Annotated in this window: 23 protein-coding genes; 13 read left to right on the top strand and 10 right to left on the bottom strand. The window is 53.5% G+C overall.

The annotated features are described in order from the left end of the window. Positions 1-59: 59 nt before the first annotated feature. The 3 genes from glyS to GFB57_RS05485 form a co-directional block, all read right to left on the bottom strand. Positions 60-2,129, bottom strand: coding sequence for a glycine--tRNA ligase subunit beta (gene glyS, locus GFB57_RS05495; RefSeq protein WP_003024265.1), 2,070 nt, complete (start codon positions 2,127-2,129; stop codon positions 60-62). Between the two features lie 9 nt (positions 2,130-2,138). Next, on the bottom strand, positions 2,139-3,050 hold the full coding sequence (gene glyQ, locus GFB57_RS05490; protein ID WP_001168551.1) for a glycine--tRNA ligase subunit alpha: 912 nt from the start codon (positions 3,048-3,050) through the stop codon (positions 2,139-2,141). A gap of 95 nt (positions 3,051-3,145) precedes the next feature. Next, complete coding sequence (locus tag GFB57_RS05485; RefSeq protein ID WP_003024259.1) at positions 3,146-3,454, bottom strand: YsaB family lipoprotein; 309 nt, start codon at positions 3,452-3,454, stop codon at positions 3,146-3,148. 172 nt (positions 3,455-3,626) lie between these two features. Between GFB57_RS05485 and GFB57_RS05480 the strand changes: the two genes are divergently transcribed. Further along, on the top strand, positions 3,627-4,622 hold the full coding sequence (locus GFB57_RS05480; protein WP_003024258.1) for an acyltransferase: 996 nt from the start codon (positions 3,627-3,629) through the stop codon (positions 4,620-4,622). Here the strand turns inward: GFB57_RS05480 and yiaB are convergent. From yiaB to xylA, 3 genes are all read right to left on the bottom strand, one after another. Further along, positions 4,619-4,972 carry an inner membrane protein YiaB gene (gene yiaB / locus GFB57_RS05475; RefSeq protein WP_003024257.1) on the bottom strand — a complete coding sequence of 118 codons (354 nt, stop codon included), beginning with the start codon at positions 4,970-4,972 and terminating at the stop codon, positions 4,619-4,621. The two genes, GFB57_RS05480 and yiaB, sit on opposite strands and share 4 nt — an antisense overlap. 167 nt (positions 4,973-5,139) lie before the next feature. Then, positions 5,140-6,594 (bottom strand): xylulokinase, encoded by a 1,455-nt coding sequence (xylB, locus tag GFB57_RS05470; protein WP_003024254.1) that lies wholly within the window; start codon positions 6,592-6,594, stop codon positions 5,140-5,142. 71 nt (positions 6,595-6,665) lie between these two features. Beyond that, the gene (gene xylA / locus GFB57_RS05465) at positions 6,666-7,988 is read right to left on the bottom strand and encodes a xylose isomerase (protein ID WP_003024252.1); all 1,323 of its coding nucleotides are present in this window, start codon (positions 7,986-7,988) and stop codon (positions 6,666-6,668) included. A 361-nt stretch (positions 7,989-8,349) separates the two neighbouring features. On the opposite strand from xylA, the gene xylR reads away from it, so the two are divergent. After that, the gene (xylR, locus tag GFB57_RS05460) at positions 8,350-9,528 is read left to right on the top strand and encodes a D-xylose utilization transcriptional activator XylR (RefSeq protein WP_003024250.1); all 1,179 of its coding nucleotides are present in this window, start codon (positions 8,350-8,352) and stop codon (positions 9,526-9,528) included. A gap of 44 nt (positions 9,529-9,572) precedes the next feature. Here the strand turns inward: xylR and GFB57_RS05455 are convergent, their stop codons facing one another. Next, a complete protein-coding gene (locus GFB57_RS05455) occupies positions 9,573-10,397 on the bottom strand; it encodes a protein bax (RefSeq protein WP_003024247.1) in 825 nt (274 codons plus the stop codon). Between the two features lie 316 nt (positions 10,398-10,713). On the opposite strand from GFB57_RS05455, the gene malS reads away from it, so the two are divergent. Beyond that, positions 10,714-12,744 (top strand): alpha-amylase, encoded by a 2,031-nt coding sequence (gene malS, locus GFB57_RS05450; RefSeq protein WP_003024245.1) that lies wholly within the window; start codon positions 10,714-10,716, stop codon positions 12,742-12,744. A gap of 176 nt (positions 12,745-12,920) precedes the next feature. Next, a complete protein-coding gene (gene avtA, locus GFB57_RS05445; protein WP_003024242.1) occupies positions 12,921-14,171 on the top strand; it encodes a valine--pyruvate transaminase in 1,251 nt (416 codons plus the stop codon). 34 nt (positions 14,172-14,205) lie between these two features. Here avtA and GFB57_RS05440 read toward each other — a convergent pair whose 3' ends face one another. Beyond that, complete coding sequence (locus GFB57_RS05440; protein WP_003024240.1) at positions 14,206-14,679, bottom strand: 4Fe-4S dicluster domain-containing protein; 474 nt, start codon at positions 14,677-14,679, stop codon at positions 14,206-14,208. 117 nt (positions 14,680-14,796) lie between these two features. Beyond that, positions 14,797-15,612 carry an IclR family transcriptional regulator YiaJ gene (gene yiaJ / locus GFB57_RS05435; protein WP_003024237.1) on the bottom strand — a complete coding sequence of 272 codons (816 nt, stop codon included), beginning with the start codon at positions 15,610-15,612 and terminating at the stop codon, positions 14,797-14,799. A 217-nt stretch (positions 15,613-15,829) separates the two neighbouring features. Between yiaJ and yiaK the strand changes: the two genes are divergently transcribed. The 8 genes from yiaK (at position 15,830) to araD (ending at position 23,405) form a co-directional block, all read left to right on the top strand. Continuing rightward, positions 15,830-16,828: a 3-dehydro-L-gulonate 2-dehydrogenase gene (gene yiaK, locus GFB57_RS05430; RefSeq protein ID WP_003024235.1), complete on the top strand. Its 999-nt coding sequence runs from the start codon at positions 15,830-15,832 to the stop codon at positions 16,826-16,828. 11 nt (positions 16,829-16,839) lie between these two features. Continuing rightward, entirely contained in the window at positions 16,840-17,304 is a 465-nt protein-coding gene (locus GFB57_RS05425) for a YhcH/YjgK/YiaL family protein (RefSeq protein WP_003024232.1), read from the top strand. A gap of 13 nt (positions 17,305-17,317) precedes the next feature. Beyond that, positions 17,318-18,250, top strand: coding sequence for a DUF4862 family protein (locus GFB57_RS05420; protein ID WP_003024231.1), 933 nt, complete (start codon positions 17,318-17,320; stop codon positions 18,248-18,250). Positions 18,251-18,281: 31 nt separating this feature from the next. Beyond that, on the top strand, positions 18,282-19,601 hold the full coding sequence (locus GFB57_RS05415; protein ID WP_003024226.1) for an MFS transporter: 1,320 nt from the start codon (positions 18,282-18,284) through the stop codon (positions 19,599-19,601). A gap of 97 nt (positions 19,602-19,698) precedes the next feature. Further along, positions 19,699-21,201, top strand: coding sequence for an FGGY-family carbohydrate kinase (locus tag GFB57_RS05410; RefSeq protein WP_003024224.1), 1,503 nt, complete (start codon positions 19,699-19,701; stop codon positions 21,199-21,201). Further along, positions 21,201-21,863, top strand: a complete 663-nt coding sequence (gene ulaD / locus GFB57_RS05405) for a 3-keto-L-gulonate-6-phosphate decarboxylase UlaD (RefSeq protein WP_003024221.1) — start codon at positions 21,201-21,203, stop codon at positions 21,861-21,863. Before GFB57_RS05410 ends, ulaD begins: the two co-directional genes overlap by 1 nt. Beyond that, positions 21,856-22,716, top strand: a complete 861-nt coding sequence (locus tag GFB57_RS05400; RefSeq protein ID WP_003024218.1) for an L-ribulose-5-phosphate 3-epimerase — start codon at positions 21,856-21,858, stop codon at positions 22,714-22,716. The genes ulaD and GFB57_RS05400 overlap by 8 nt, the downstream gene beginning before the upstream one ends. Then, positions 22,710-23,405, top strand: a complete 696-nt coding sequence (araD, locus tag GFB57_RS05395) for an L-ribulose-5-phosphate 4-epimerase (protein WP_003024215.1) — start codon at positions 22,710-22,712, stop codon at positions 23,403-23,405. Before GFB57_RS05400 ends, araD begins: the two co-directional genes overlap by 7 nt. Before the next feature lie 4 nt (positions 23,406-23,409). Here araD and GFB57_RS05390 read toward each other — a convergent pair whose 3' ends face one another. After that, the gene (locus tag GFB57_RS05390) at positions 23,410-24,225 is read right to left on the bottom strand and encodes a helix-turn-helix domain-containing protein (protein WP_003024213.1); all 816 of its coding nucleotides are present in this window, start codon (positions 24,223-24,225) and stop codon (positions 23,410-23,412) included. 252 nt (positions 24,226-24,477) lie between these two features. On the opposite strand from GFB57_RS05390, the gene GFB57_RS05385 reads away from it, so the two are divergent. Continuing rightward, positions 24,478-25,878 (top strand): MFS transporter, encoded by a 1,401-nt coding sequence (locus GFB57_RS05385; protein WP_003024209.1) that lies wholly within the window; start codon positions 24,478-24,480, stop codon positions 25,876-25,878.

Below are 25,878 nucleotides of genomic sequence, written 5' to 3'. Positions count from 1 at the left end.
CTCGTAGGCCGGATAAGGCGAAGCCGCCATCCGGCATTTTCTAAGTCAGCTCAGGACCGTTACTGTAGCAGCGAAATATCCGCCACGCGCAGGAACAGTTCGCGCAGTTTTTCGAGCATGGAGAGACGGTTGATACGCAGATCTTTATCTTCTACGTTGACCATCACTTTCTCGAAGAACGCATCAACCGGCTCACGCAGTTCCGCTAACTCAACCAGCGCTTCCTGGTAATGGCCAGCGGCGAAAACAGGCTCCAGCTTATCGCGCAGCACCACAACCTGCATCGCCAGCGCAATTTCTTCCGGCTCTTTCAGCGTTGCCGCATTCACACGGTCATTCAGCGTTTCTTCAGACTTCGCCAGGATGTTCGATACACGTTTGTTCGCGGCAGCCAGCGCGGACGCGGCCTCCAGTGTACGGAAGTGCGAAACCGCCTTCATACGTGCGTCGAAATCAGCCGGACGAGTCGGACGACGCGCCAGCACGGCCTGAATGGTATCGACGGTATAACCTTCGTCCTGATACCAGGCGCGGAAGCGACCAAGCATAAAGTCGATAACGTCATCCACCACGTTGGCGTTGGTCAGCTTGTCGCCATACAGACGAACAGCCTCTTCCGTCAGCGTTTGCAGATCCAGATTCAGGTTCTTCTCAACGATGATACGCAGCACGCCCAGCGCAGCACGACGCAGCGCAAACGGGTCTTTGTCGCCTTTCGGATGCTGACCAATACCGAAGATACCCGCCAGGGTGTCCATCTTGTCAGCAATCGCCACGGCACAAGCCACCGGGTTAGACGGCAGGTCATCACCGGCAAAACGCGGCTGATACTGCTCGTTCAGCGCCACAGCGACATCTTCCGCTTCGCCATCGTGACGCGCGTAGTGCATTCCCATCACGCCCTGAGTGTCGGTGAACTCGAAGACCATGTTGGTCATCAGGTCGCACTTGGACAGCAGGCCAGCACGCGTTGCGTGGTTAACGTCAGCGCCAATTTGACCAGCAATCCAGCCCGCCAGCGCCTGGATACGGTCAGTCTTATCGCGCAGCGTACCCAGTTGCTGTTGGAACAGCACGGTTTGCAGACGCGGCAGATGGTCTTCCAGGCGTTTTTTACGGTCGGTATTGAAGAAGAACTCGGCATCCGCCAGACGCGGACGAACAACCTTCTCGTTACCGGAGATAATCTGGGTCGGATCTTTCGATTCGATGTTGGCAACGAAGATAAAGTTCGGCAGCAATTTGCCGTCGTTCGCATAAACCGGGAAGTACTTCTGGTCACCTTTCATGGTGTGTACCAGCGCTTCAGACGGAACAGCGAGGAATTTCTCTTCGAATTTCGCGGTAAGCACTACCGGCCATTCTACCAGCGAGGTGACTTCTTCCAGCAGGCTTTCGCTCAGGTCAGCGTTACCGCCAATCTTACGCGCCGCTTCTTCAGCATCGGCTTTGATTTTCGCTTTACGCTCAGCGTAATCCGCAATGACTTTGCCTCGCTCACGCAGGATTTCCGGATACTGATCGGCAGAATCGATAATGAATTCCGGCTCGCCCATAAAGCGGTGTCCACGGATCACGCGATCGGACTGAATGCCCAGAATCGTTGCCGGAATCACTTTGTCGCCCAGCAGCAGAGTCACGGTGTGAACCGGACGCACGAAGTGAACGTCAGACGCGCCCCAGCGCATCAGTTTCGGGATCGGCAGCTTCGCAAGCGAAGTGGCGATCATGTTTGGCAGCAGCGTTTCAGCGCTTTCGCCTTTCACATGTGCGCGATACAGCAACCATTCGCCTTTGTCGGTAGTCAGACGCTCAGCCTGATCAACCGTGATGCCGCAGCCACGTGCCCAACCTTCTGCCGCTTTGCTCGGTTTGCCTTCAGCGTCAAACGCCTGGGCAATGGCCGGACCACGTTTTTCAACTTCACGATCGGGTTGAGATTCCGCCAGATTCGCGACTTTCAGCGCCAGGCGACGCGGTGCAGCAAACCACTCAACGTTGCCGTGCGCGATGCCAGCGTTGTCCAGCTCCGCGGTAAAGTTTGCAGCAAAGGACTCAGCCAGGCTGCGCAGTGCTTTTGGTGGCAGCTCTTCAGTGCCGATTTCCACCAGAAAAGTTTTCTCAGACATGGCCGCCTCTTATTTGTCTTTGTTGCACATCGGGAAGCCAAGGGCTTCACGGGAAGCGTAGTAAGCTTCTGCCACTGCTTTGGTCAGGGTGCGAATGCGCAGGATATAGCGCTGACGCTCGGTGACGGAGATGGCTTTACGCGCATCCAGCAGGTTGAAGCTATGGGCGGCTTTCAGAATACGTTCATACGCAGGCAGCGGCAGCGGATTTTCCAGCGCCAGCAGCTGCTGCGCTTCTTTCTCGTACTGCTCGAAGCAGGTGAACAGGAAGTCCACGTCGGCGTATTCAAAGTTGTAGGTGGATTGCTCCACTTCGTTCTGATGGAACACGTCACCGTAAGTGGTTTTACCCAGCGGGCCGTCGCTCCAGACCAGGTCGTAAACGCTGTCTACGCCCTGAATGTACATGGCCAGACGTTCCAGACCGTAGGTAATTTCCCCGGTTACTGGTTTACATTCCAGACCACCAACCTGCTGGAAGTAGGTGAACTGAGTCACTTCCATGCCGTTCAGCCACACTTCCCAACCCAGACCCCAGGCACCCAGCGTCGGGTTTTCCCAGTTATCTTCCACGAAACGAATATCGTGAATGGTCGGGTCCATACCCAGCTCTTTCAGAGAACCCAGGTACAGCTCCTGAATGTTGTCCGGTGACGGCTTAATCACTACCTGGAACTGATAGTAGTGCTGTAAGCGGTTCGGGTTTTCGCCATAGCGGCCATCGGTCGGACGACGGGAAGGCTGCACATAAGCAGTCGCCATCGGTTCCGGCCCCAGCGCACGCAGGCAGGTCATTGGGTGAGATGTTCCCGCGCCGACTTCCATGTCCAATGGTTGAACAATGGTGCAGCCCTGGCGAGCCCAGTAATCCTGTAAGGTCAGGATCAAGCCCTGGAAGGTCCTGGTATCAAACTTTTGCATATTATTTCGTGCTGGATACGTGTGGATTTAAAGGAAGCGATCAGTATACCCGCTGGCTGCAAGATATACAGTACGAAACGGGAAAAAGGGGGAACTTAGCGCATGGAAAGGTGCAAAAACTGCCCGTCTGCATCAAAAGAACAGACAAAACTCTCTTTACGGAAGGTAGAACCACGCATCTCATAGCTGCCCTGGAATTGCTCCAGGCCGGAGATATCAATTTTCTGCGCGCCAGTGTTGTAGCGTTGCGCCGCCTCATTTTTGCACAATGACTCCATATCCAGCGAACGTGTGGCACTGACCTTAACCTTTTGCGCTTTCTGCGCGGGTGCAGACGGTTGTGTGTCAGCGCACGCTACCAGCAAAAGGGTAGCGATTGTGGGAAAGAAATACTTCATCATCATTTTATTACCGCCTGGTTTGCTGGTCAGTCTTATTATTAGTGTCTGGAAACAGATCCTATTTTGAGAATCTCATCAGACCATCTCAAGCTTTAGCGTAAGAACTCGGATTATTCCAGTGAGCTACGTTCGCAAAATATCGGTCAGACTTTTTTTAATGGACACAGAGGAACTGATGCAGCCCAAAATTTTCTGGATTGATAACCTGCGCGGGATAGCCTGTTTAATGGTCGTGATGATCCACACCACGACCTGGTACATCACCAATGCGCAAAGCGTCAGCCCGTTGAATTGGGATCTGGCTAACGTGCTCAATTCAGCCTCTCGCGTCAGCGTCCCGCTGTTCTTTATGATTTCGGGTTATCTGTTTTTTGGCGAGCGTAGCGCCAAACCGCGCCATTTCCTGCGCATCACGCTCTGCATTCTGTTTTACAGCAGCGTGGCGCTGGCCTATATCCTGCTGTTTACCTCGATCAACGCTGAGCTGTCGCTGAAGAACCTGCTGCAAAAGCCGGTGTTCTATCATCTGTGGTTTTTCTTCGCGATCGCCGTCATCTACCTGGTTTCTCCGCTGATACAGGTGAAAAATATCAGCGGCAAGATGCTGCTGGCGTTGATGGTGGTGATAGGCGTGATTGCCAATCCCAATACCGTCTCGCAAAAAATTGGCGGTTTTGAATGGCTACCCATTAACCTGTACATCAGCGGCGACACCTTCTATTACATCCTGTACGGCATGCTGGGCCGGGCGATTGGCATGATGGATACGCAAAAGCGCGCGCTCAGCTGGCTCTGTGCGGCGTTATTCATTACCGCAGTATTTATTATTTCTCGTGGCACATTGCATGAACTGCGCTGGCGAGGCAATTTTGCCGACACCTGGTACCTCTACTGCGGCCCTGCGGTATTTATTTGCGCCGTCTCACTCCTGACGCTGGTCAAAAATACGCTCAGCACACGTACTCTGCCGCTACTGGGCCTTATTTCTCGCCATTCATTGGGCATTTATGGTTTTCATGCGCTGATCATTCACGCACTACGAACCAACGGAATTGAACTCAAAAACTGGCCACCGCTGGATATGCTGTGGATTTTCAGCGCCACGCTGGCAGGCAGTTTACTGTTGTCCATACTGTTGCAGCGCATCGATACGCGCAGGCTGGTGAGTTAATCCCCCATATTTTGCAGACGTAGCAACAAAACTTGCCCCAGTAAACATATGATGAATGCCACCGGATACAGCCCTTTTTCGAGGGGCGATAACGGGGCGTTCCAGACGCCCACCAGCAGCAACCCTATCGTGATGAGTGTGACCATTTGACATACAGAGGCGAAGCAATCGTCGCTCTGATCGAGATTTTCAGCACGCTGATAAACATATGTCACAAACATTCCCGTCATCAGCACGCCGAAAAAATAGCCTTTGCCACTCAATAACGGGCATGCCCGCCATAAGCCAATACTGTAAGTCAGTATGCCTGAGAGAAATAACATCCATGGCAACAGCCTTGTCGTCTTCATTGGGATCTCCTTATCCATCATGGATACAATATGAATAACCCGCTAAAGACAACACAGAAAAATGGCACTACGCCGGACTTTCAGAATAAATCCATGCGTACTAACTATTTATTGGATTGAAATATACATTTGATAAATCCCCTCTGTTTACCAGAGGGGAACGAGGATCAGGACATCAGCGGTTGCAATTGCAGGTAGATTCGGCGGAAGGTTTCCCGACGTTGTTGGTAAAGCGCGTGGCGCCCGGCGTCAGGATAATGCGCTTGTTCCAGCGTAAGCTGAGGCAGAAGATCTGATAAAGGCCGCTGCGGATTCATGGCAATTTGCGCCAGTCGCGCCGCACCAAGTGCAGGGCCGACATCACCGCCGGTACGATAATCCAGCTGCAATCCGCTGATGTCAGATAGCATCTGACGCCAGTATTCGCTGCGCGCCCCGCCGCCAATCAACGTAATGCTGGCGGGCTGCACGCCGCAGGCATGTACTACGTCCATACCGTCAGCCAGCGCAAACCCCACACCTTCCAGCACCGCCTGCGCCAGTTCTGCCGGACCATGCTGATGCGTCAGACCGAAAAATACGCCCTTGGCCTGCGGATTGTTATGCGGCGTACGTTCACCGGAAAGATAAGGTAAAAACCAGACCGGCTCCGCGAGTTCATCAGCCTGTTGCGCAGCGTCAATCAATGCAGGAACGCTCGCCAGTCCGGTTAATTTTGCCGCCCAGTCCAGACACGATGCCGCACTTAACATCACAGACATCAGATGCCATCGCTCAGGCAAAGCATGGCAAAAACTGTGAACCGCACTTTCCGGTTTGCTAAGGAAACCATCACTCACCGCAAAATAGACACCGGATGTCCCCAGCGAAAGCATCGCCTGACCGGCATTCATCATGCCTACGCCAACCGCCCCCGCCGCGTTATCACCACCTCCGGCAACAACCGCAACCTCCTGCATTCCCCAGGCTTTAGCGACGTCTGGCAACAAGGTTCCGGTAATCTCGCTGCCTTCATAGAGCGCAGGCATATGTGCGCGAGTCAGTTTACAGGCAGCCAGCATGACATCGCTCCAGTCACGCTTCGCGACATCCAGCCACATTGTCCCTGCCGCATCAGACATATCGCTGGCAAAATCACCGGTCATGCGCAAACGCAGGTAATCTTTCGGCAGCAGGACTTTATCAACCCGCCTGAAAATCTCCGGTTCGTGGCGCTGCACCCACAGCAGCTTTGGCGCGGTAAAGCCAGGCATCATCAGGTTGCCGGTGATGGCACGCGACTGCGGAACCCGCTCCTCAAGCATGACGCACTCTTGCGCGCAGCGACCATCGTTCCACAGAATAGCCGGACGCAATATATTCTGTTGCTCATCCAGTAGCGTCGCGCCGTGCATCTGTCCGGCAATCCCCAACGCTTTCACCTCGCGGAGTGAATGCTGCAGGCCCAATGCTTTCACAGCCCGATCCGTTGCCGACCACCACTGCTCAGGGTCTTGTTCAGACCATAACGGATACGGGCGCGAGACGGTGAGTTTCTCCGTGTGCGAAGCGACCACATCCCCCTGCTCGTTGAGCAGGATGGCCTTCACGCCTGATGTGCCAAGATCTATCCCGATATACATAAGGCATCGTTCCTTAAAGAAAGGCCCGGTAGCGCGAGCTGACCGGGCTTACGGACGTTCTCAGAAACCCGTTATTTGTCGAACAAATAATGGTTCACCAGATTTTCCAGCAATTCCTGATGACCGCTCTGGTGCACCGGCGCCAGGTTATGTTGTTCAGCGTACTGCGCAATTTCCGTCAGCGTCATCTGCCCTTTCAGAATTTGCTGGCCCAGCTCACCATTCCAACCGGCATAACGTTTTGCCACGCGCTGATCCAGACCACCGTCTTCAATCATACGGGCCGCAATTTTCAACGACAGTGCCATGGTATCCATCGCGCCAATATGACCATAGAACAGATCATATTTATCGGTACTCTGACGACGCACTTTGGCATCGAAGTTCAGGCCACCAGTGGTGAAGCCGCCCGCCTTCAGGATTTCGTACATCACCAGCGCGTTCTCTTCTACGCTGTTCGGGAACTGATCAGTGTCCCAGCCCAGTTGCGCGTCACCACGGTTGGCATCAACAGAGCCAAACAGACCCAGCGCGATAGCGGTGGCGATTTCGTGATGGAACGAGTGGCCCGCCAGCGTGGCATGGTTAGCTTCGATATTCAGTTTGATCTCTTTTTCCAGACCGAACTGCTTGAGGAAGCCGTAGACGGTCGCCGCATCGTAGTCGTACTGGTGCTTGGTCGGTTCCTGCGGTTTCGGCTCGATAAGCAAAGTGCCCTGGAAACCGGTTTTGTGTTTGTGTTCCACCACCAGTTGCATGAAGCGACCAATTTGCTCACGTTCCTGACGCAGATCGGTATTCAGCAGCGTCTCATAGCCTTCACGACCACCCCACAGAACGTAGTTTTCACCGCCTAACTTGTGCGTGGCATCCATGGCCGTAACCACCTGCGTGGCGGCCCAGCTGAATACTTCCGGATCAGGGTTCGTAGCCGCACCCGCGCCGTAGCGTGGGTTGGTAAAGCAGTTTGCTGTTCCCCACAGCAGCTTCACGCCGCTCTGTTCCTGTTTTGCCGCCAGCACATCAACCATCTGCGCAAAGTTGTTTTTGTACTCTTTCAGTGAAGCCCCTTCAGGCGAGACATCCACATCATGGAAGCAGTAGTAAGGCACGTTCAGCTTGTGGAAGAACTCAAATGCCACGTCCGCCTTGCGTTTCGCCAGCGCCAGTGCTTCACCAGGCTGCTGCCACGGACGATCGAAAGCCCCCATACCGAACATATCCGCACCGTTCCAGCAGAAGGTATGCCAGTAGCAGGCAGCAAAACGCAGATGATCTTCCATACGTTTGCCCAACACGATTTCGTCAGGATTGTAATGGCGAAATGCGAGCGGGTTAGTGGATTGAGTACCTTCAAAACGAACACGATCGAGTTGGTCAAAATAAGCCGGCATAATAAGCTCCATAATCAGGTAATACGGTAAGTAAACTGCGATATGGCTATACTGGAATTTCCTGATTTATTGCTCAATTACGTTATTTCACACCGCTATTAAGAGAATACCCAAACGTGCGCTGGCTCCCAAAAAAACGCGCTGAAAAACGAAATAAAAAAGCGATCGCGATCGAAGGTTAGCCATTAAACAAAAAACCGTAATGCGCAGATGAAAAATGACAATTGTCATCCCGCTGACAGTATGTAAATTTTGCCTGGCCTCAGGCAATCAGGAAATTTGTCACGCTTCATCAAGCAGTCGTACCGGCGGTTTTGCTAGTATCGACAGGCCCACGTTAACCTTTCCAGGACAGGTTCTTATGTTTGATAAACGTCACCGCATCACTCTGTTATTCAATGCCAATAAAGCCTATGACCGTCAGGTGGTAGAAGGAGTGGGTGAATATTTACAGGCATCGCAATCCGAGTGGGATATATTCATTGAGGAAGATTTCCGCGCCCGTATCGATAATATTAAAGACTGGTTAGGCGATGGCGTTATTGCCGATTATGACGATGATGACATTGCGCAATTACTTGCCGATGTCGATGTTCCGATCATCGGCGTTGGGGGTTCCTACCATCGGGAGCAAGATTACCCCCCGGTACATTACATTGCTACCGACAACCACGCGCTGGTAGAAAGCGCTTTTCTGCATCTGAAAGAGAAAGGGGTTAACCGTTTTGCGTTTTACGGCCTGCCTTCCTCAAGCGGTAAACGCTGGGCCGCAGAACGTGAATATGCCTTTTGCCAGTTGGTGGCTAAAGAAAAGTACCGCGGCGTCGTCTACCAGGGGCTGGAAACTGCGCCGGAAAACTGGCAGCACGCGCAAAATCGTCTGGCAGACTGGCTCCAAACGTTGCCGCCGCAAACCGGCATTATCGCGGTCACCGACGCGCGGGCACGACACGTCCTGCAAGTCTGCGAGCACCTACATATTCCGGTACCGGAAAAGCTATGCGTGATAGGAATAGATAACGAAGAACTGACCCGTTACTTATCACGGGTAGCGCTGTCATCCGTGGCTCAGGGAGCCCGGCAGATGGGCTACCAGGCCGCAAAACTCCTGCACCGCTTGCTGGCGAATGAGGCGCTGCCGCTGCAACGCATTCTGGTTCCTCCGGTGCGCGTGGTTGAGCGGCGCTCAACCGATTACCGCTCCTTGACCGATCCTGCCGTTATTCAGGCGATGCACTTTATCCGCAATCATGCCTGCAAAGGGATTAAGGTTGAGCAAGTTCTTGATTCAGTAGGGATTTCACGTTCAAATCTGGAGAAGCGTTTTAAAGAAGAGGTCGGAGAGACTATCCACGCCGTGATTCATGCCGAAAAGCTGGAAAAAGCGCGCAGTCTGTTGATTTCTACCACGCTTTCAATCAACGAAATTTCACAGATGTGTGGCTATCCGTCTCTGCAGTATTTCTATTCGGTCTTCAAGAAAGAGTACGACACGACGCCAAAAGAGTATCGCGATGTGAACAGCGAAGTGTTGCTGTGAGGATTATTGCCGGATACGGCGAAGCCGCCATCCGGCACACAGAATTACATATGCGCGGCGATTAAACGCTGGTTATCCTGATACATTGCGAACAGATAGTTGTTGTAGCTCTGTCCTTTAGTGGAATAACCCTTCAGCTTATGGATCATCGCGGTAGCGGTGACTTCCTGATCGGCTTTACGCAGCTGCGCACGTGATTTACGGAAAGAAGAGTAAGCCGGGTGCGTGTTCAGGTTGATGACGTAAGCATTCACCGACTCTTTCACCGATTCAAACTGTGAGTAGCCTTTCACCTTACCTGGGGCATTGTTACAACGACCTTTGCCACATTTCATGCCAAACAGGTTGTTATTGCTACGCGCCAGCTTCGACGTACCCCAGCCGCTTTCGGCCGCAGCCATGGTTGCCACCATACTGGTCGGGATAATGTCTACGCGCTCAAGCAGCGTATTCCACGGAATTTTACGCGTGTTGCCAGACCAGCTCACCTTGTAGCGCTTCGCGATGTCTTTCATACGCGTACGCTCAGTCGGTGACCAGCGGTTCTGGTACTGTTTTGAAATCAGCCAGTTACGGTCCGCAGTAATGGCAGCATTTTGACTGGTAATATAAGGCATAACCGTCCGGAGAAACGCTTTTTTCCTTGGTGTTCCGGAAGGGTATTTTCGCAAATCAGGAAGTGAACTACTCTTTGCACTATTGCGAGAATACTCTTGTTTACTGCTAACCTGTTTATTACTTGCCTTGGTTATCTGGGGCTTGTGACTCGTTGTCGCCGTGTGTGTCTTTGCCAGCACCTCACCCGAAAATGCAACGGTGAGTAACATAAGAATCATTGCCCCATATCGTCGAATGGGAGTCAATATCATTAGGTCTCCTGGTCGGATTTATACATTCCAACACCTTATATTTTTCACAAAAATGAGAGATGAATCTCAAATCATATCAAAAATAGCCGTCAAGAGCACCCAAAGGAATAGTCCAATTCTGAAACTATGTCACGCATTAACGGTTCAGGGTGCCATTAATTCGAAGAAAATGTGGAGGTTATCGCAAAATAAGTTCATTTTTTGAACGCGATCGCTCACCCTCACTTCTCCTCCTGGCGGAATCGACTCAAAGGATGAGTTTCCAGCCTGATTTCACTGGCAAACTGGCGAAAACAGCAGCACCAAGGACAGCATTATGAAACTTGCCGCCGTTGCGCTGGCGCTCATGCCCGGCATTGCCATCGCCTCATCATGGACTTCTCAGGGACTCCCCACCTTCGAAGCGGAAGGTACGGGTAAATTCGTCAGCCATGCAGCGTTGACGAAGGGTACTCGTCCTTTAATCCTAAATTTTGACCAACAGTGCTGGCAGCCTGCTGATGCGATAAAACTCAACCAGATGCTATCGCTAAAACCGTGTGAAGGCGCGCCGCCGCAGTGGCGTTTATTCAAAGACGGCGATTACACGCTGGAAGTCGATACTCGCTCCGGAACGCCAACGTTGATGCTCTCGGTAAAAAGCGCCGCAGACCCTGTCACGACCCAGATTCGCCAGTGCCCGAAATGGGATGGTTCGCCGTTAACACTGGATGTGAGCCAGACCTTTCCGGAAGGTGCCGTGGTGCGCGATTACTACAGCAAACAAACGGCAACGGTAAAGAATGGGTCGATTACCCTACAGCCTGCCGCAGCCAGTAACGGGCTGTTGCTGCTGGAACGGGCGGAAACCGATGCCCCGGCTGCTTTCGACTGGCATAACGCTACGGTGTATTTCGTTCTGACGGATCGCTTTGTAAATGGTGACCCAGGCAACGACCACAGCTACGGACGTCGCAACGACGGCATGCAGGAAATTGGCACTTTCCACGGTGGCGATTTGCGCGGACTCACCAGTAAACTCGACTACCTGCAACAGTTGGGCGTCAACGCCTTGTGGATCAGCGCACCGTTTGAGCAAATTCACGGTTGGGTCGGCGGTGGCACCAAAGGCGATTTCCCCCACTACGCTTATCACGGCTATTACACTCAGGACTGGACTACGCTCGATGCGAATATGGGTAATGAAGCTGACCTGCGTGCCCTGGTTGACGGTGCGCACCAGCGCGGCATTCGTATCCTGTTCGATGTCGTCATGAATCATACCGGCTACGCCACGCTGGCGGATATGCAGGAGTATCAGTTTGGGGCGCTGTACTTGTCGGGCGATGAACTGAAAAACACGCTCGGTGAACGCTGGACGGACTGGAAGCCAGCCGCCGGGCAAAGCTGGCACAGCTTTAATGATTACATCAACTTCAGCGATAAAACAGGTTGGGAAAAATGGTGGGGGAAAAACTGGATCCGTACCGATATTGGCGATTACGACAATCCTGGCTTTGACGACCTGACCATGTCACTGGCCTTCCTGCCCGATCTGAAAACCGAATCCACCACGCCTTCCGGGCTGCCAAACTTTTATCAGCACAAACCAGATACGCACGCTAAAGCTATCGCCGGTTACACGCCCCGCGATTATCTGACGCACTGGCTCAGCCAGTGGGTGCGTGATTACGGGATTGACGGCTTTCGGGTTGATACCGCCAAACACGTCGAGCTTCCCGCCTGGCAGCAATTAAAAACACAGGCCAGCGCAGCGCTGGCTGAATGGAAGAAAGCCAACCCGGATAAAGCGCTGGATGATAAACCTTTCTGGATGACCGGCGAGGCCTGGGGTCACGGCGTGATGCAAAGCGACTATTACCGTCACGGCTTTGATGCGATGATCAATTTCGACTATCAGGAGCAGGCGGCAAAGGCCGTCGATTGTCTGGCAAATATGGATGTCACCTGGCAACAAATGGCTGAAAAACTGCAGGATTTCAACGTCCTGAGCTATCTCTCCTCGCACGATACGCGTCTGTTTCGCGAAGGTGGAGACAAAGCCGCCGAGCTATTGCTGCTGGCGCCTGGCGCGGTACAACTCTTTTACGGCGACGAGTCGGCCCGACCCTTTGGACCAACAGGTTCAGACCCATTGCAGGGCACGCGCTCAGAAATGAACTGGCAGGATGTGAGCGGGAAATCTGCTGCCAGCGTCGCACACTGGCAGCGCATCAGTCAGTTCCGAGCCAGACATCCCGCCATCGGCGCCGGTAAACAGACTACGCTTACCCTGAAGCAGGGATACGGATTTATCCGCGAGCATGACGACGATAAGGTGATGGTGGTGTGGGCCGGCCAGCCCTGATCCCAACAGGCTTCCCGCTGTGCATACGGCGGGAAGCCCAACACAAAATAAAAAACCAGCCAGGCAAACATCTGCAGCACAAAACATCAATCCGGTCCGCTTCCCCTGATTTGCACCCTGCCATGGGTAGCGCTATGGTTAGCCACTTTACTACTCAGTTCGACAGACCCCCTGCTATGACATTCTCACTTTTTGGCGACAAATTTACCCGCCATTCAGGCATCACCCGCCTGATGGAGGACCTCAACGACGGTTTACGCACCCCAGGCGCCATCATGCTCGGCGGTGGTAATCCGGCGCAAATTCCAGAGATGCAAAATTACTTCCAGTCTCTGCTGACAGATATGCTGGCAAACGGCAAAGCCGCTGATGCGCTTTGCAATTATGACGGTCCGCAAGGGAAAACCGAGCTCCTGTCTGAGTTGGCGAAACTGCTACGTGAGAAGCAGGGTTGGGATATCGAGCCACAAAATATTGCACTGACAAATGGCAGTCAGAGCGCGTTTTTCTACTTATTCAATCTGTTCGCCGGACGCCGCGCTGACGGAACAACGCAAAAAGTGTTATTCCCATTAGCCCCGGAATACATTGGCTATGCCGATTCCGGGCTAGAAGAAGATCTTTTCGTCTCCGCGCGTCCGAACATCGAACTGTTACCGGAAGGCCAGTTTAAGTATCACGTTGATTTTGAACACCTGCACATCGGTGAAGAGACGGGGATGATCTGCGTGTCACGCCCGACTAACCCGACAGGCAACGTGATCACAGACGACGAGCTGATGAAGCTGGACCGGCTGGCCAACCAGCATGGGATCCCGCTGGTGATTGATAACGCCTATGGCGTACCATTCCCTGGCATCATCTTTAGCGAAGCGCGTCCACTGTGGAACCCCAACATTGTGCTGTGCATGAGCCTTTCCAAGCTGGGCCTGCCAGGTTCCCGCTGCGGCATCATTATCGCCAATGAAAAAATCATCACTGCGATTACCAATATGAACGGCATCATCAGCCTTGCTCCTGGCGGGATGGGACCGGCGATGATGTGCGAGATGATTAAACGTAACGATCTACTGCGCCTGTCCGAAACGGTAATTAAACCGTTTTACTATCAGCGCGTTCAGGAGACGATTGCGATTATTCGCCGCTACTTGTCAGAAGATCGCTGCCTTATCCATAAACCAGAGGGCGCGATTTTTCTTTGGCTGTGGTTCAAAGATTTGCCCATTACTACTGAACTGCTGTATCAGCGCCTGAAAGCGCGCGGCGTACTGATGGTTCCCGGTGACTACTTCTTCCCGGGGCTGGATAAACCCTGGCCACATACCCATCAGTGCATGCGGATGAACTACGTGCCAGAACCAGAGAAAATCGAAGCTGGCGTGAAGATTCTGGCTGAAGAGATCGAACGCGCCTGGCTGGAAGGCTAACGCAAACCCGACCCAAGTGCGGGTCGGGCTCACTTCACAGCGGTTGTGAACGCAGACGCTGTCGCTGAATACTGACGGCATCAATACACTGCAACGCGCTGGTCGGGCAGGCTTCTACGCACGCAGGCCCCGTCTCACGATGCCAGCACAAATCGCATTTTATCGCCTGCACCCGCGACGAACGGGCAACGACATTCATTGCCCCAAACGGGCAGGCCAGCATACAGCTTTTACAACCAATACAACGTGTCTGTTCAACGAAGATATGCCCATGTTCACGACGAATGGCGTGCGTTGGGCAAACATTCGCACAGGGAGCGTCTTCGCATTGATGGCAGGCGACCGCCGTTGTAAAGGTGTCATCTTTGATTACCCGAATCCGCGGTATAAACGCAGAAGAAGAGACCGACGCACAGTCCTGGTTTTGCTGGTGCGCGACGACGCAGGCAACTTCGCAGGTACGACACCCAATACATTTTGCCGCATCCGCCATAATAAACGCGTTCATTGTCCCCTCCCTCTGCGTGAAAACCACAGAGTGCCAGAGAGGTCGCCCTTGTCGCTTTGATCGGACAGGGGAAACGGTTAAATAGTGTCAGGTGCCTGAATAACTATGGATCTCTGCCTAATCGCGAACGGTAAAACCCAGCTCATTTGAAATCGCCTGCGCGGTTTCCCGTAGTGGCTTGAGTAGATTTTTTTCCCCTATCTGCTTAAGTCGCGAGGTAGAGAGTGAAATTGACACCGCGTACGGCACCCGACCATGAATATCAAACACCGGCACGGCAATACAGGAAACGCCCAGTTCGTTCTCTTCCCGATCCATCGCCATACTGCTTTCGCGGATCTGCGCCAATTCGTCGTACATCGCCGGTAAACCGGTAATGGTATTGCGGGTCAGGGGCTGAATAAGATCCTGATGGCTCTCCCAGTAGGCTTCCACATAATCCGCATGCCCAAACGCCATGTAAATTTTACCCATCGCCGAGCAATACAGCGGCATATGTTGGCCGATATAAGCGCGGGTACGCAGCATGCCCGTCGTCGGTTCCAGCTTATAAATCAGAATCGCGTGGTCATCTTCACGGCTTGAGAAGTTGATGGTTTCACCGGTGGCGATATTCAGCGCTTCGAGGTGCGGCGCAGCAACATGGATGATGTTCAGTGACGACAACGCCTTCTGACCCACGGCAATAAATTTGGTGGTCAGGCGATAACTCCCTGCCGCTGGCGCGGGGGTGACATACCCACAGGATTGCAGCCCTTGCAGGAGTCGATGCACAGTACTTTTGTTCAGCCCTGCCAGTTCAGACAAATGCGCCAACGGGCACCCATTCGGATAGTTACTCAGAATCTCAATCAACATCAAACCACGGAACAGGCTCTGACTTCCGGCTGGCCTCTCTTTGTCTTGCGTCATTTCACTCTCTTTTGTGCCCATCGCTTCCGCTCCCCTTTTCGTCGCGCTCTGATGGTAGCGCAAAGTGTGTTTCAGTTCACGATCTGAACCGAAAAAACACAACTATTTGATTTTGATGATTTTAAAAAATAGACCACCCCGTTGATCTGTCAAAATTTGATCGCTATATTTGAAATCAGATTTCGCATAGTGAAATTTAGAGATAAAAAAGCGATCAAATTTAAACAAGGAAACAGGAATGAAAGTCACTTTTGAGCAGTTGAAAGATGCGTTCAATCGGGTACTGCTGGCACGCGGTATCGCCGTTGAAACCGCCGATGCCTGTGCCGAAATGTTTGCGCGCACCACCGAGTCCGGCGTGTATTCACACGGCGTGAATCGTTTTCCTCGTTTTATTCAGCAATTAGATAACGGCGACATCATTCCTGAGGCCAAACCGCAACGCATTACTAGCCTGGGAGCGATTGAACAATGGGATGCCCAGCGTTCGATCGGAAATCTGACGGCGAAAAAGATGATGGACAGAGCCATTGAGCTGGCCTCCGATCACGGTATTGGCCTGGTCGCACTGCGTAACGCCAACCACTGGATGCGCGGCGGCAGCTATGGCTGGCAGGCGGCGGAGAAAGGTTACATCGGTATCTGCTGGACTAACTCGATTGCCGTCATGCCGCCGTGGGGTTCGAAAGAGTGCCGCATTGGTACTAACCCGTTGATCGTCGCGATCCCCTCATCGCCAATCACCATGGTTGATATGTCGATGTCGATGTTCTCCTACGGCATGCTGGAAGTGAATCGCTTGGCCGGTCGCGAACTGCCGGTAGATGGTGGCTTTGATGATGAAGGCAATCTCACTAAAGAGCCGGGCGTTATCGAAAAAAACCGCCGCATTTTACCAATGGGTTACTGGAAAGGTTCAGGTCTGTCGATTGTGCTGGATATGATCGCCACCCTGCTTTCAGACGGTTCTTCCGTGGCCGAGGTCACCCAGGACAACAGCGATGAATATGGCGTTTCACAGATTTTTATCGCCATTGAAGTGGATAAGCTTATCGACGGCGCCACCCGCGACGCCAAACTGCAGCGCATTATGGATTTCATCACCTCCGCCGAACGCGCCGATGAAAACACACCTGTCCGCCTGCCGGGCCACGAGTTTACAAAGCTGCTGGAAGAAAACCGCCGCAACGGTATCACCGTTGATGACAGCGTCTGGGCCAAAATTCAGGCCCTGTAAGGAGCAACACCATGATCTTCGGACATATTGCTCAGCCTAACCCATGTCGTTTACCCGCGGCGATTGAAAGGGCACTCGACTTTCTGCGCAGCACAGATTTCCGCAATCTGGAACCGGGTGTGGTAGAAATCGACGGTAAAAATATCTTCGCGCAGGTTATCGATTTAACCACGCGTGACGTTGCCGAAAATCGCCCGGAGGTGCATCGCCGCTACCTGGATATTCAATTTCTGGCCTGGGGCGAAGAGAAAATCGGGATCGCGATTGATACCGGGAATAACCAAATCAGCGAATCATTATTAGAACAGCGCGATATTATTTTTTATCACGCCAGCGAACATGAATCTTTCATTGAAATGATTCCGGGAAGTTATGCCATATTTTTCCCGCAGGATGTTCATCGCCCTGCATGTCATAAAACTGTCGCCACGCCGATCCGCAAAATAGTCGTGAAGGTTGCTATTTCAGTTTTATAAAAAGGAGCACAACATGAGCGTTAATAATGCCGGTTATATTATCGGTGCGTACCCCTGTGCACCCTCATTTCACCAAAAGAGTGAAGAGGAAGAGAAGGAATTCTGGCGACAGCTCGCCGATACTCCGGATATTCGCGGTCTGGAGCAGCCCTGCCTTGAACATCTTCACCCGTTAGGCGACGAATGGTTATTACGTCATACGCCGGGCGACTGGCAAATCGTAGTCACCGCCATTATGGAAACCATGCGCCGTCGCGGCGCAAACAGCGCTTTTGGGCTGGCCTCCAGCGACGAAGAACAGCGTAAAGCCTGCGTGGCGTATTACCGTCATCTGCAGCAGAAAATCAACCATATCAATACGGCACACGCCGGAAAAGTGATTGCGCTGGAACTGCATGCCGCCCCCAATGCCAGCAACCCAAATGTTGCGCAGGCCACCGACGCGTTTGCCCGTTCGCTGAAAGAAATTACCTCCTGGGACTGGTCCTGCGATCTGGTGCTGGAACATTGCGACGCCATGACCGGCATTGCGCCGCGCAAAGGCTTTCTGCCGTTAGACAATGTGCTGGAGGTCATTGCCGGGTATGACATCAGCGTGTGCATTAACTGGGCGCGATCGACCATTGAAGGGCAGAATCCCGCCCTGGCGCTGGACCACACGCAGCAGGCCAAACGGGCTGGAAAACTGGGCGCGCTGATGTTCTCCGGTACCACGCTTGCGGGGGAATACGGTGAGTGGCAGGACTTACACGCGCCGTTTGCCCCATTCTGCCCACAAAGCCTGATGACCACCGACCATGCCCGCGAATTATTCGCCTGTGCAGAAGCCGAACCACTGCAATTTGCCGGTATTAAATTGCTGGAAATAAACGCCAATGCAGATGTGAACCATCGCGTAGCAATATTGCGCGACGGTATCGCCGCATTAAATAAAGCAAAACTATAAAAATAAAATACTACTCTACGAGAATATTAATATGAACATGACCTCTCGCCCTACACTCAAAGATATACCCCGTCAGCGCTGGCTGCGGATTATTCCACCTATTCTCATCGCCTGTATTATTTCTTATATGGACCGCGTCAATATCGCTTTCGCGATGCCGGGCGGAATGGATGAGGAATTAGGTATTTCCGCCACCATGGCAGGACTGGCTGGCGGTATTTTCTTTATCGGTTATCTGTTTTTACAGGTTCCCGGCGGAAAAATTGCCGTTCACGGTAGCGGCAAGAAATTTATCGGCTGGTCGCTGGTTGCCTGGGCGGTTATTTCCGTCCTCACGGGGTTAATCACTAATCAGTACCAACTGCTGGTTCTGCGCTTTTTACTCGGCGTTGCCGAAGGCGGCATGCTGCCGGTGGTGCTGACGATGATCAGTAACTGGTTCCCCGACGCCGAGCGTGGTCGCGCCAATGCGATTGTGATTATGTTTGTGCCGATTGCCGGGATCATTACCGCTCCGCTCTCGGGCTGGATTATCACCGTTCTCGACTGGCGCTGGCTGTTCATCATTGAAGGTTTGCTTTCCGTCGTTGTACTGGTGTTGTGGGCCTATACCGTTTACGACCGTCCACAGGAGGCGCGCTGGATCTCTGAGGCCGAGAAAAATTACCTGGTCGAAACGCTGGCCGCCGAGCAAAAAGCCATTGCCGGAACGGAAGTCAAAAATGCCTCTCTGGGCGCGGTGCTTTCCGATAAAACCATGTGGCAGCTCATCGCGCTGAACTTCTTCTATCAGACCGGGATTTACGGTTACACCCTGTGGCTGCCGACCATCCTCAAAGAGTTGACGCACAGCAGCATGGGACAGGTCGGTATGCTCGCCATTCTGCCGTACGTCGGGGCCATTGCCGGGATGTTCCTGTTCTCTTTTCTCTCTGACCGCACCGGTAAACGCAAGCTGTTCGTCTGCCTGCCGTTGATTGGCTTTGCCCTGTGCATGTTCCTTTCCGTGGCGCTGAAAAATAACGTCTGGCTGGCTTATGCCGCGCTGGTCGGCTGCGGCTTCTTCCTGCAATCGGCAGCGGGCGTGTTCTGGACCATTCCGGCGCGTTTGTTCAGTGCGGAAATGGCCGGTGGCGCGCGTGGAGTCATCAACGCGCTGGGCAACCTCGGCGGCTTCTGCGGTCCTTATGCGGTCGGCGTACTCATCACCCTGTATAGCAAAGATGCGGGGGTTTACTGCCTGGCTATCTCACTGGCTATGGCCGCGCTGATGGCGCTGCTGCTGCCAGCCAAATGCGACGCCGGTGCCGCTCCGCTAAAGACACTGAATCCACATAAACGTACAGCGTAAAACAATGCCCGGTGGCGCTGCGCTTACCGGGCCTACAGGTAGCAACCGTCCCAGGCCGGATAAGCGCAGCGCCATCCGGCAAAAATGAGATAACAAGATGAGTGAGAAAGAGACCTTCTGGCTGGGTATTGATTGTGGCGGTACGTATCTGAAAGCCGGGTTGTATGACGCCAAAGGTCATGAACATGGCATTAACCGGCAATCGTTGCAGACCGCATCGCCATTGCCCGGTTACGCCGAACGCGATATGCACCAGTTGTGGCAACAGTGTGTAGCCACGATCGCCGGGCTGTTAGCGCGCACCGGCGTCTGCGGCGATCAAATCAAAGGCGTCGGTATTTCCGCTCAGGGCAAAGGCCTATTCCTTCTCGATAAGCAGGATAAACCGCTGGGCAATGCCATCCTCTCTTCCGACCGCCGGGCGATGGACATCGTTCAGCGCTGGCAGCAGGATGGGATCCCTGAGCAGCTCTACCCGGTCACCCGCCAGACATTGTGGACCGGGCATCCGGCATCATTGCTGCGCTGGGTGAAAGAGAATCAACCTCACCGTTACGCGCAAATTGGCTGCGTCATGATGGGCCATGACTATCTGCGCTGGTGCTTAACCGGCGTCAAAGGCTGTGAAGAGAGCAATATTTCCGAGTCGAACCTCTACAACATGGCTTCGGGTCAGTACGACTCGCGCCTGACCCAGTGGCTGGGCATCAGTGAGATCGACAATGCGCTACCGCCGATTGTCGGTTCAGCAGAAATATGCGGGGAAATCACCGCTCAGACAGCCGCCATAACCGGTCTGGCGGCGGGCACGCCCGTCGTCGGCGGACTGTTTGATGTGGTTTCCACCGCACTCTGCGCCGGTATCGAAGATGAATACACCCTCAACGCGGTGATGGGTACCTGGGCCGTCACCAGCGGGATCGCTCACGGTCTGCGCGACCACGAGGCCCATCCCTATGTTTATGGGCGCTATGTCAGCGACGGGCAGTACATCGTTCACGAAGCCAGCCCGACCTCTTCCGGCAATCTGGAATGGTTTACCGCCCAGTGGGGCGAACTCTCTTTTGCTGAGATCAATCAGGCCGTCGCCAGCTTACCGAAAGCCGGTAGCGAGCTTTTCTTCCTGCCCTTTTTGTACGGCAGCAACGCCGGGCTGGAGATGACCAGCGGCTTTTATGGCATGCAGGCAATACACACTCGCGCCCACTTATTACAGGCCATCTACGAAGGCGTGGTTTTTAGCCACATGACCCACCTCAACCGCATGCGCGAACGTTTTACGAAGGCGCATACCCTGCGCGTCACCGGCGGTCCGGCGCACTCCGACATCTGGATGCAAATGCTGGCAGACGTCAGCGGTTTACGTATCGAATTGCCGCAGATTGAAGAGACCGGTTGCTTTGGCGCTGCGCTCGCCGCCCGCGTCGGCACCGGCGTTTACTCCAACTTCAGCGACGCCCAGCGCAGCCTACAGCACCCGGTACGCACGCTATTGCCGGACGCCGCCGCGCAGGCGAGCTACCAGCGTAAATACCGCCAATACCTGGATTTAATTACCGCACTACAGGGCTACCACGCCCGCATTAAGGAGCACGAATGATGAGTCGACCATTACTGCAACTGGCGCTCGACCACACCAGCCTTGAAGCCGCACAACGCGACGTCGCGCTGCTACAAGAGAACGTCGATATCGTTGAAGCGGGGACGATTCTCTGCTTAACCGAAGGGCTGAGCGCCGTGAAAGCACTGCGTGCCCAGTGCCCGAATAAAATCATCGTCGCCGACTGGAAAGTGGCCGATGCGGGCGAAACCCTCGCGCAGCAAGCCTTTGGAGCAGGTGCCAACTGGATGACCATCATCTGTGCTGCGCCGCTGGCGACGGTAGAGAAAGGTCATGGCATCGCGCAGTCCTGCGGCGGTGAAATTCAGATGGAGCTGTTCGGTAACTGGACGCTGGATGATGCCCGCGACTGGTATCGCGTTGGCGTTCGCCAGGCGATTTACCATCGTGGCCGCGATGCTCAGGCCAGCGGACAACAGTGGGGAGAAGCAGACCTGGCGCGCATGAAGGCGCTTTCTGATATTGGTCTGGAACTGTCGATTACCGGTGGGATCACGCCCGCCGATCTGCCGTTGTTTCGCGAAATTAACGTCAAAGCTTTTATTGCCGGGCGCGCGCTGGCGGGAGCGCAAAACCCAGCGCAGGTTGCTGGCGAATTCCATGCGCAAATCGACGCCATCTGGGGAACACAGCATGCGTAATCATCCATTAGGTATCTATGAAAAAGCGCTGGCGAAAGACCTCTCCTGGCCGGAACGGCTGGTGCTGGCAAAAAGCTGCGGTTTTGATTTCGTCGAGATGTCGGTGGATGAAACCGATGAACGTCTGTCGCGTCTCGACTGGAGTCCGGCTCAGCGCGCATCGCTGGTGAGCGCGATGCTGGAAACCGGCGTAGCGATCCCGTCAATGTGCTTGTCCGCCCACCGTCGTTTTCCCTTTGGCAGCCGCGATGAAGCCGTGCGTGAGCGGGCGCGAGAAATAATGAGCAAAGCCATTCGTCTGGCGCGCGACCTGGGTATTCGCACCATTCAGTTAGCCGGTTACGACGTCTATTACGAAGAACATGACGCAGGAACGCAGCAGCGCTTTGCCGAAGGACTGGCATGGGCAGTCGAGCAAGCCGCCGCCGCGCAGGTGATGCTGGCGGTAGAAATCATGGATACCGCGTTTATGAACTCGATCAGCAAGTGGAAAAAGTGGGATGAAATGCTGTCATCGCCGTGGTTCACCGTTTATCCGGACGTGGGCAACCTCAGCGCCTGGGGGAATGACGTCACTGCCGAATTGACGCTGGGCATTGACCGCATCGCTGCTATCCATCTGAAAGACACGCTGCCGGTAACCGAAACTCATCCGGGCCAGTTTCGCGATGTGCCGTTTGGCGAAGGGTGCGTGGACTTTGTTGGCATCTTCAAAACGCTGCATCAGCTGAACTATCGCGGGTCGTTTCTGATTGAAATGTGGACTGAAAAAGCGAAAGAGCCGGTACTGGAAATTATCCAGGCACGGCGCTGGATAGAAGCACGCATGCAGGAAGGAGGATTTCCATGTTAGAACAACTGAAAGCCGAGGTGCTGGCGGCAAACCTGGCGCTCCCGGCTCATGGCTTAGTCACCTTTACCTGGGGCAACGTCAGCGCAGTGGATGAAACACGTAAACTGATGGTGATTAAGCCATCCGGCGTGGAATATGAGGTGATGACCGCCGACGACATGGTGGTAGTGGATATTGCCAGCGGCAACGTAGTGGAAGGCAACAAAAAACCGTCGTCCGACACACCAACCCATCTGGCACTGTATCGTCGTTATCCACAGATCGGCGGGATCGTCCATACCCATTCTCGCCACGCGACGATCTGGTCGCAGGCGGGTCTGGATCTCCCGGCATGGGGCACCACGCATGCCGATTATTTCTATGGTTCTATTCCGTGTACGCGTCTGATGACCGCTGAAGAGATCAACGGCGAATATGAATATCAAACCGGAGAGGTGATCATTCAGACCTTCGAGCAGCGCGATCTCAATCCGCTGCAGGTTCCGGCGGTATTGGTGCACTCCCACGGACCGTTCGCCTGGGGTAAAGACGCCGCAGACGCGGTGCATAACGCTGTGGTGCTCGAAGAGTGCGCCTACATGGGGCTGTTCTCTCGCCAGTTAGCCCCGCAATTGCCGGATATGCAGTCTGAGTTGCTGGATAAACATTATCTGCGCAAACACGGGGCGAATGCGTATTACGGACAATAACGGGTCAGGCGCTATTGATATGTTCTTTGCAATAGCGCCGTTTCCACGCCGCGGGCGTCAGGCTGGTGTGCTTGTGGAATATTTTGCGAAAATACCCCACATCATTAAATCCACATTTCATCGCCACTTCGGTTAGCGACAGCGAATCGCTGATTAACAGTTTTTCTGCCGCCCTTACCCGCTGACGGTGCAACGCTTCGGTTAGCGTCAGCCGGAAAGCCCCACGGAAAACGCGCCCCAGATAGTCCGCATTGCAATGCAGCTCTTTCGCCAGAGTTGAAGCACTAATCGGCAGGTGGAACCGGGTGTGAATGATTTGCTGCGCTTTCCAGGCTAGCGCATTACCGGGGCTTTCGGCGAGGTGCTCGCTGGCAGCCGCAGAAATTTGCTGCAAAATTAGCAGCAGGATCAGTTCCAGCGCCATGCTGCGATGAATATTTTCCTGCTCGCGTAAGAACTGGCGAAACAGCGAAATAATATATTGGGGCTCGCCCACCCGGGTATGCTGAGGTATAGCAAGTAACGATCCTGCTATTGATGCTTCATTTTCTGCTGTCACCTCAAAGTGCAACCAGTAAAATTTCAAATCAGCCGGAAATTGCCCAACGCCAATATGCAAGCGCTGCGGCCACAGCAGCAAACTTTCTCCGGCATTCACGCAAAAAACTGTCTGACCTTCGCTAATTGTTAATGTCCCTTTTTCAACAAAGATAATTTCCCAGGATTGCAATCGTCGCGCAGGATGACTGCCCACGCCCCGGGAAATAAATAGCCCACCATTTTGAACTTTAATCGGAAGAGACATGGATAATTCGAGCATATATATTCAAATTCCCGCTTTCTACATTATTTAAACCGCTCTTTATCATTGATTATTTACGATAAATCCGCTTTCCGCCGGATCGAAATCACATTTTTATAATGAAGTCGGAATTGTCATCTTTTTATACTTTTCTCTTCCCTTGTTGACCCAAACATTTCGTGCAGAATAAATAACGTATTTTGCAAATTACAAACAAATAACCCGCAACGTAGCGGGATACTTTCTGAACATCCTCTCCGGGAGTTATTTATGACTTCGGCTCCGATTACAACATCTGATTTGGCACAGCACGCCCAGGACGACAAATTATCCCTGCGTGAAAAAATTGGTTATGGGCTAGGCGATGCTGGCGGGACGGTAATTACCTGCCTGATCATGAACTTCCTGACATTTTTCTACACCGATGTCTTCGGGTTAACGCCTGCGCTGGTCGGCACATTATTTATTGCCCTGCGTGTATTTGACGCCATTTCCGACCCCATCATGGGCGTGCTGGCCGACCGTACGCAAAGCCGCTGGGGGCGCTTTCGCCCATGGCAACTGTGGGTTGCGATTCCGATCGGTATTATTGGCGTGCTCACTTTTACCGTCCCGGACGCCAGCATGGGGGTCAAGATCGCATGGGCATTCGGCACCTATCTCCTGCTCTCTGTCGGCTATACCGCCATCAACGTACCGTATTGTGCGCTGATCAACACCATGACGACCCGCCATAATGAGGTGATCGCCTGTCAGTCCTGGCGCTTTGTGCTGTGCGGCGTGGCGGGATTCCTGGTTTCCGTTGGTCTGCCGTGGATGGTGGATATTCTGGGTCAGGGCAATGCCGCGCAGGGTTATCAGTTTGGCGTGGGCATCCTGTGTGCCATCGCGGTGGTGATGTTCCTGTGCTGTTTCTTCTGGGTTCGCGAGCGTGTGCCGCTGGCGATGATGGGGAAATTTACCCTGCGTGAACACATTGGCGGGCTGCGCAAAAACGATCAGCTATTGTTGATGCTGGTAATGTCTTTCCTGCTGATCAACGTCTTTAATATTCGCGGCGGCGGGTACATGTATTTTATTACCTACGTGCTGGAAGGCAGCACCGCCTATACGTCGCTGTTTTTCACCATGGTCACTTTCGCGTCCATCATCGGTTCAGTGATCGTCAGCCCCCTGACCCGCCGCATCGATACCGTCAAACTCTATTACTACACCAATCTGGTGCTGACGGCCCTGGCGATACTGATGTGGTTCCTGCCAACCGGCCCGGCTTATCAGACGCTGTGGCTGGCAGTCATCCTCGGTAACGGCATTATTTTAGGCTTCACGCTGCCGTTGCACTTCTCACTGATGGCCTTCGCCGACGATTACGGCGAGTGGAAAACCGGCGTACGTTCCTCCGGCATGAATTTCGCCTTCAATCTGTTCTTCATCAAGCTGGCCTGGGCCTCAAGTGCGGGGATCATCAGCCTGCTGTTTATTTTTGTCGCCTATCAGCCAGGCGCTGGTAACCAAACCACCAGCTCGCTGCAAGGAATTACCGCGATGGAGACGCTGCTGCCCGCGCTGTTCCACCTGCTGTTGGCGCTGTCTATCCGCATCTGCAAACTCAATAATCCGATGATGTCGCGCATTGCCACCGATCTGCGTCAGCGTCATGTACAGCCTTAA

Origin of the sequence: Citrobacter sp. S39, assembly GCF_009495675.1 — a bacterium.
GTDB lineage: Bacteria > Pseudomonadota > Gammaproteobacteria > Enterobacterales > Enterobacteriaceae > Citrobacter > Citrobacter freundii.
Note: the sequence above shows the minus strand (reverse complement) of the source record. Positions and strands in the feature narration are given on the sequence as shown.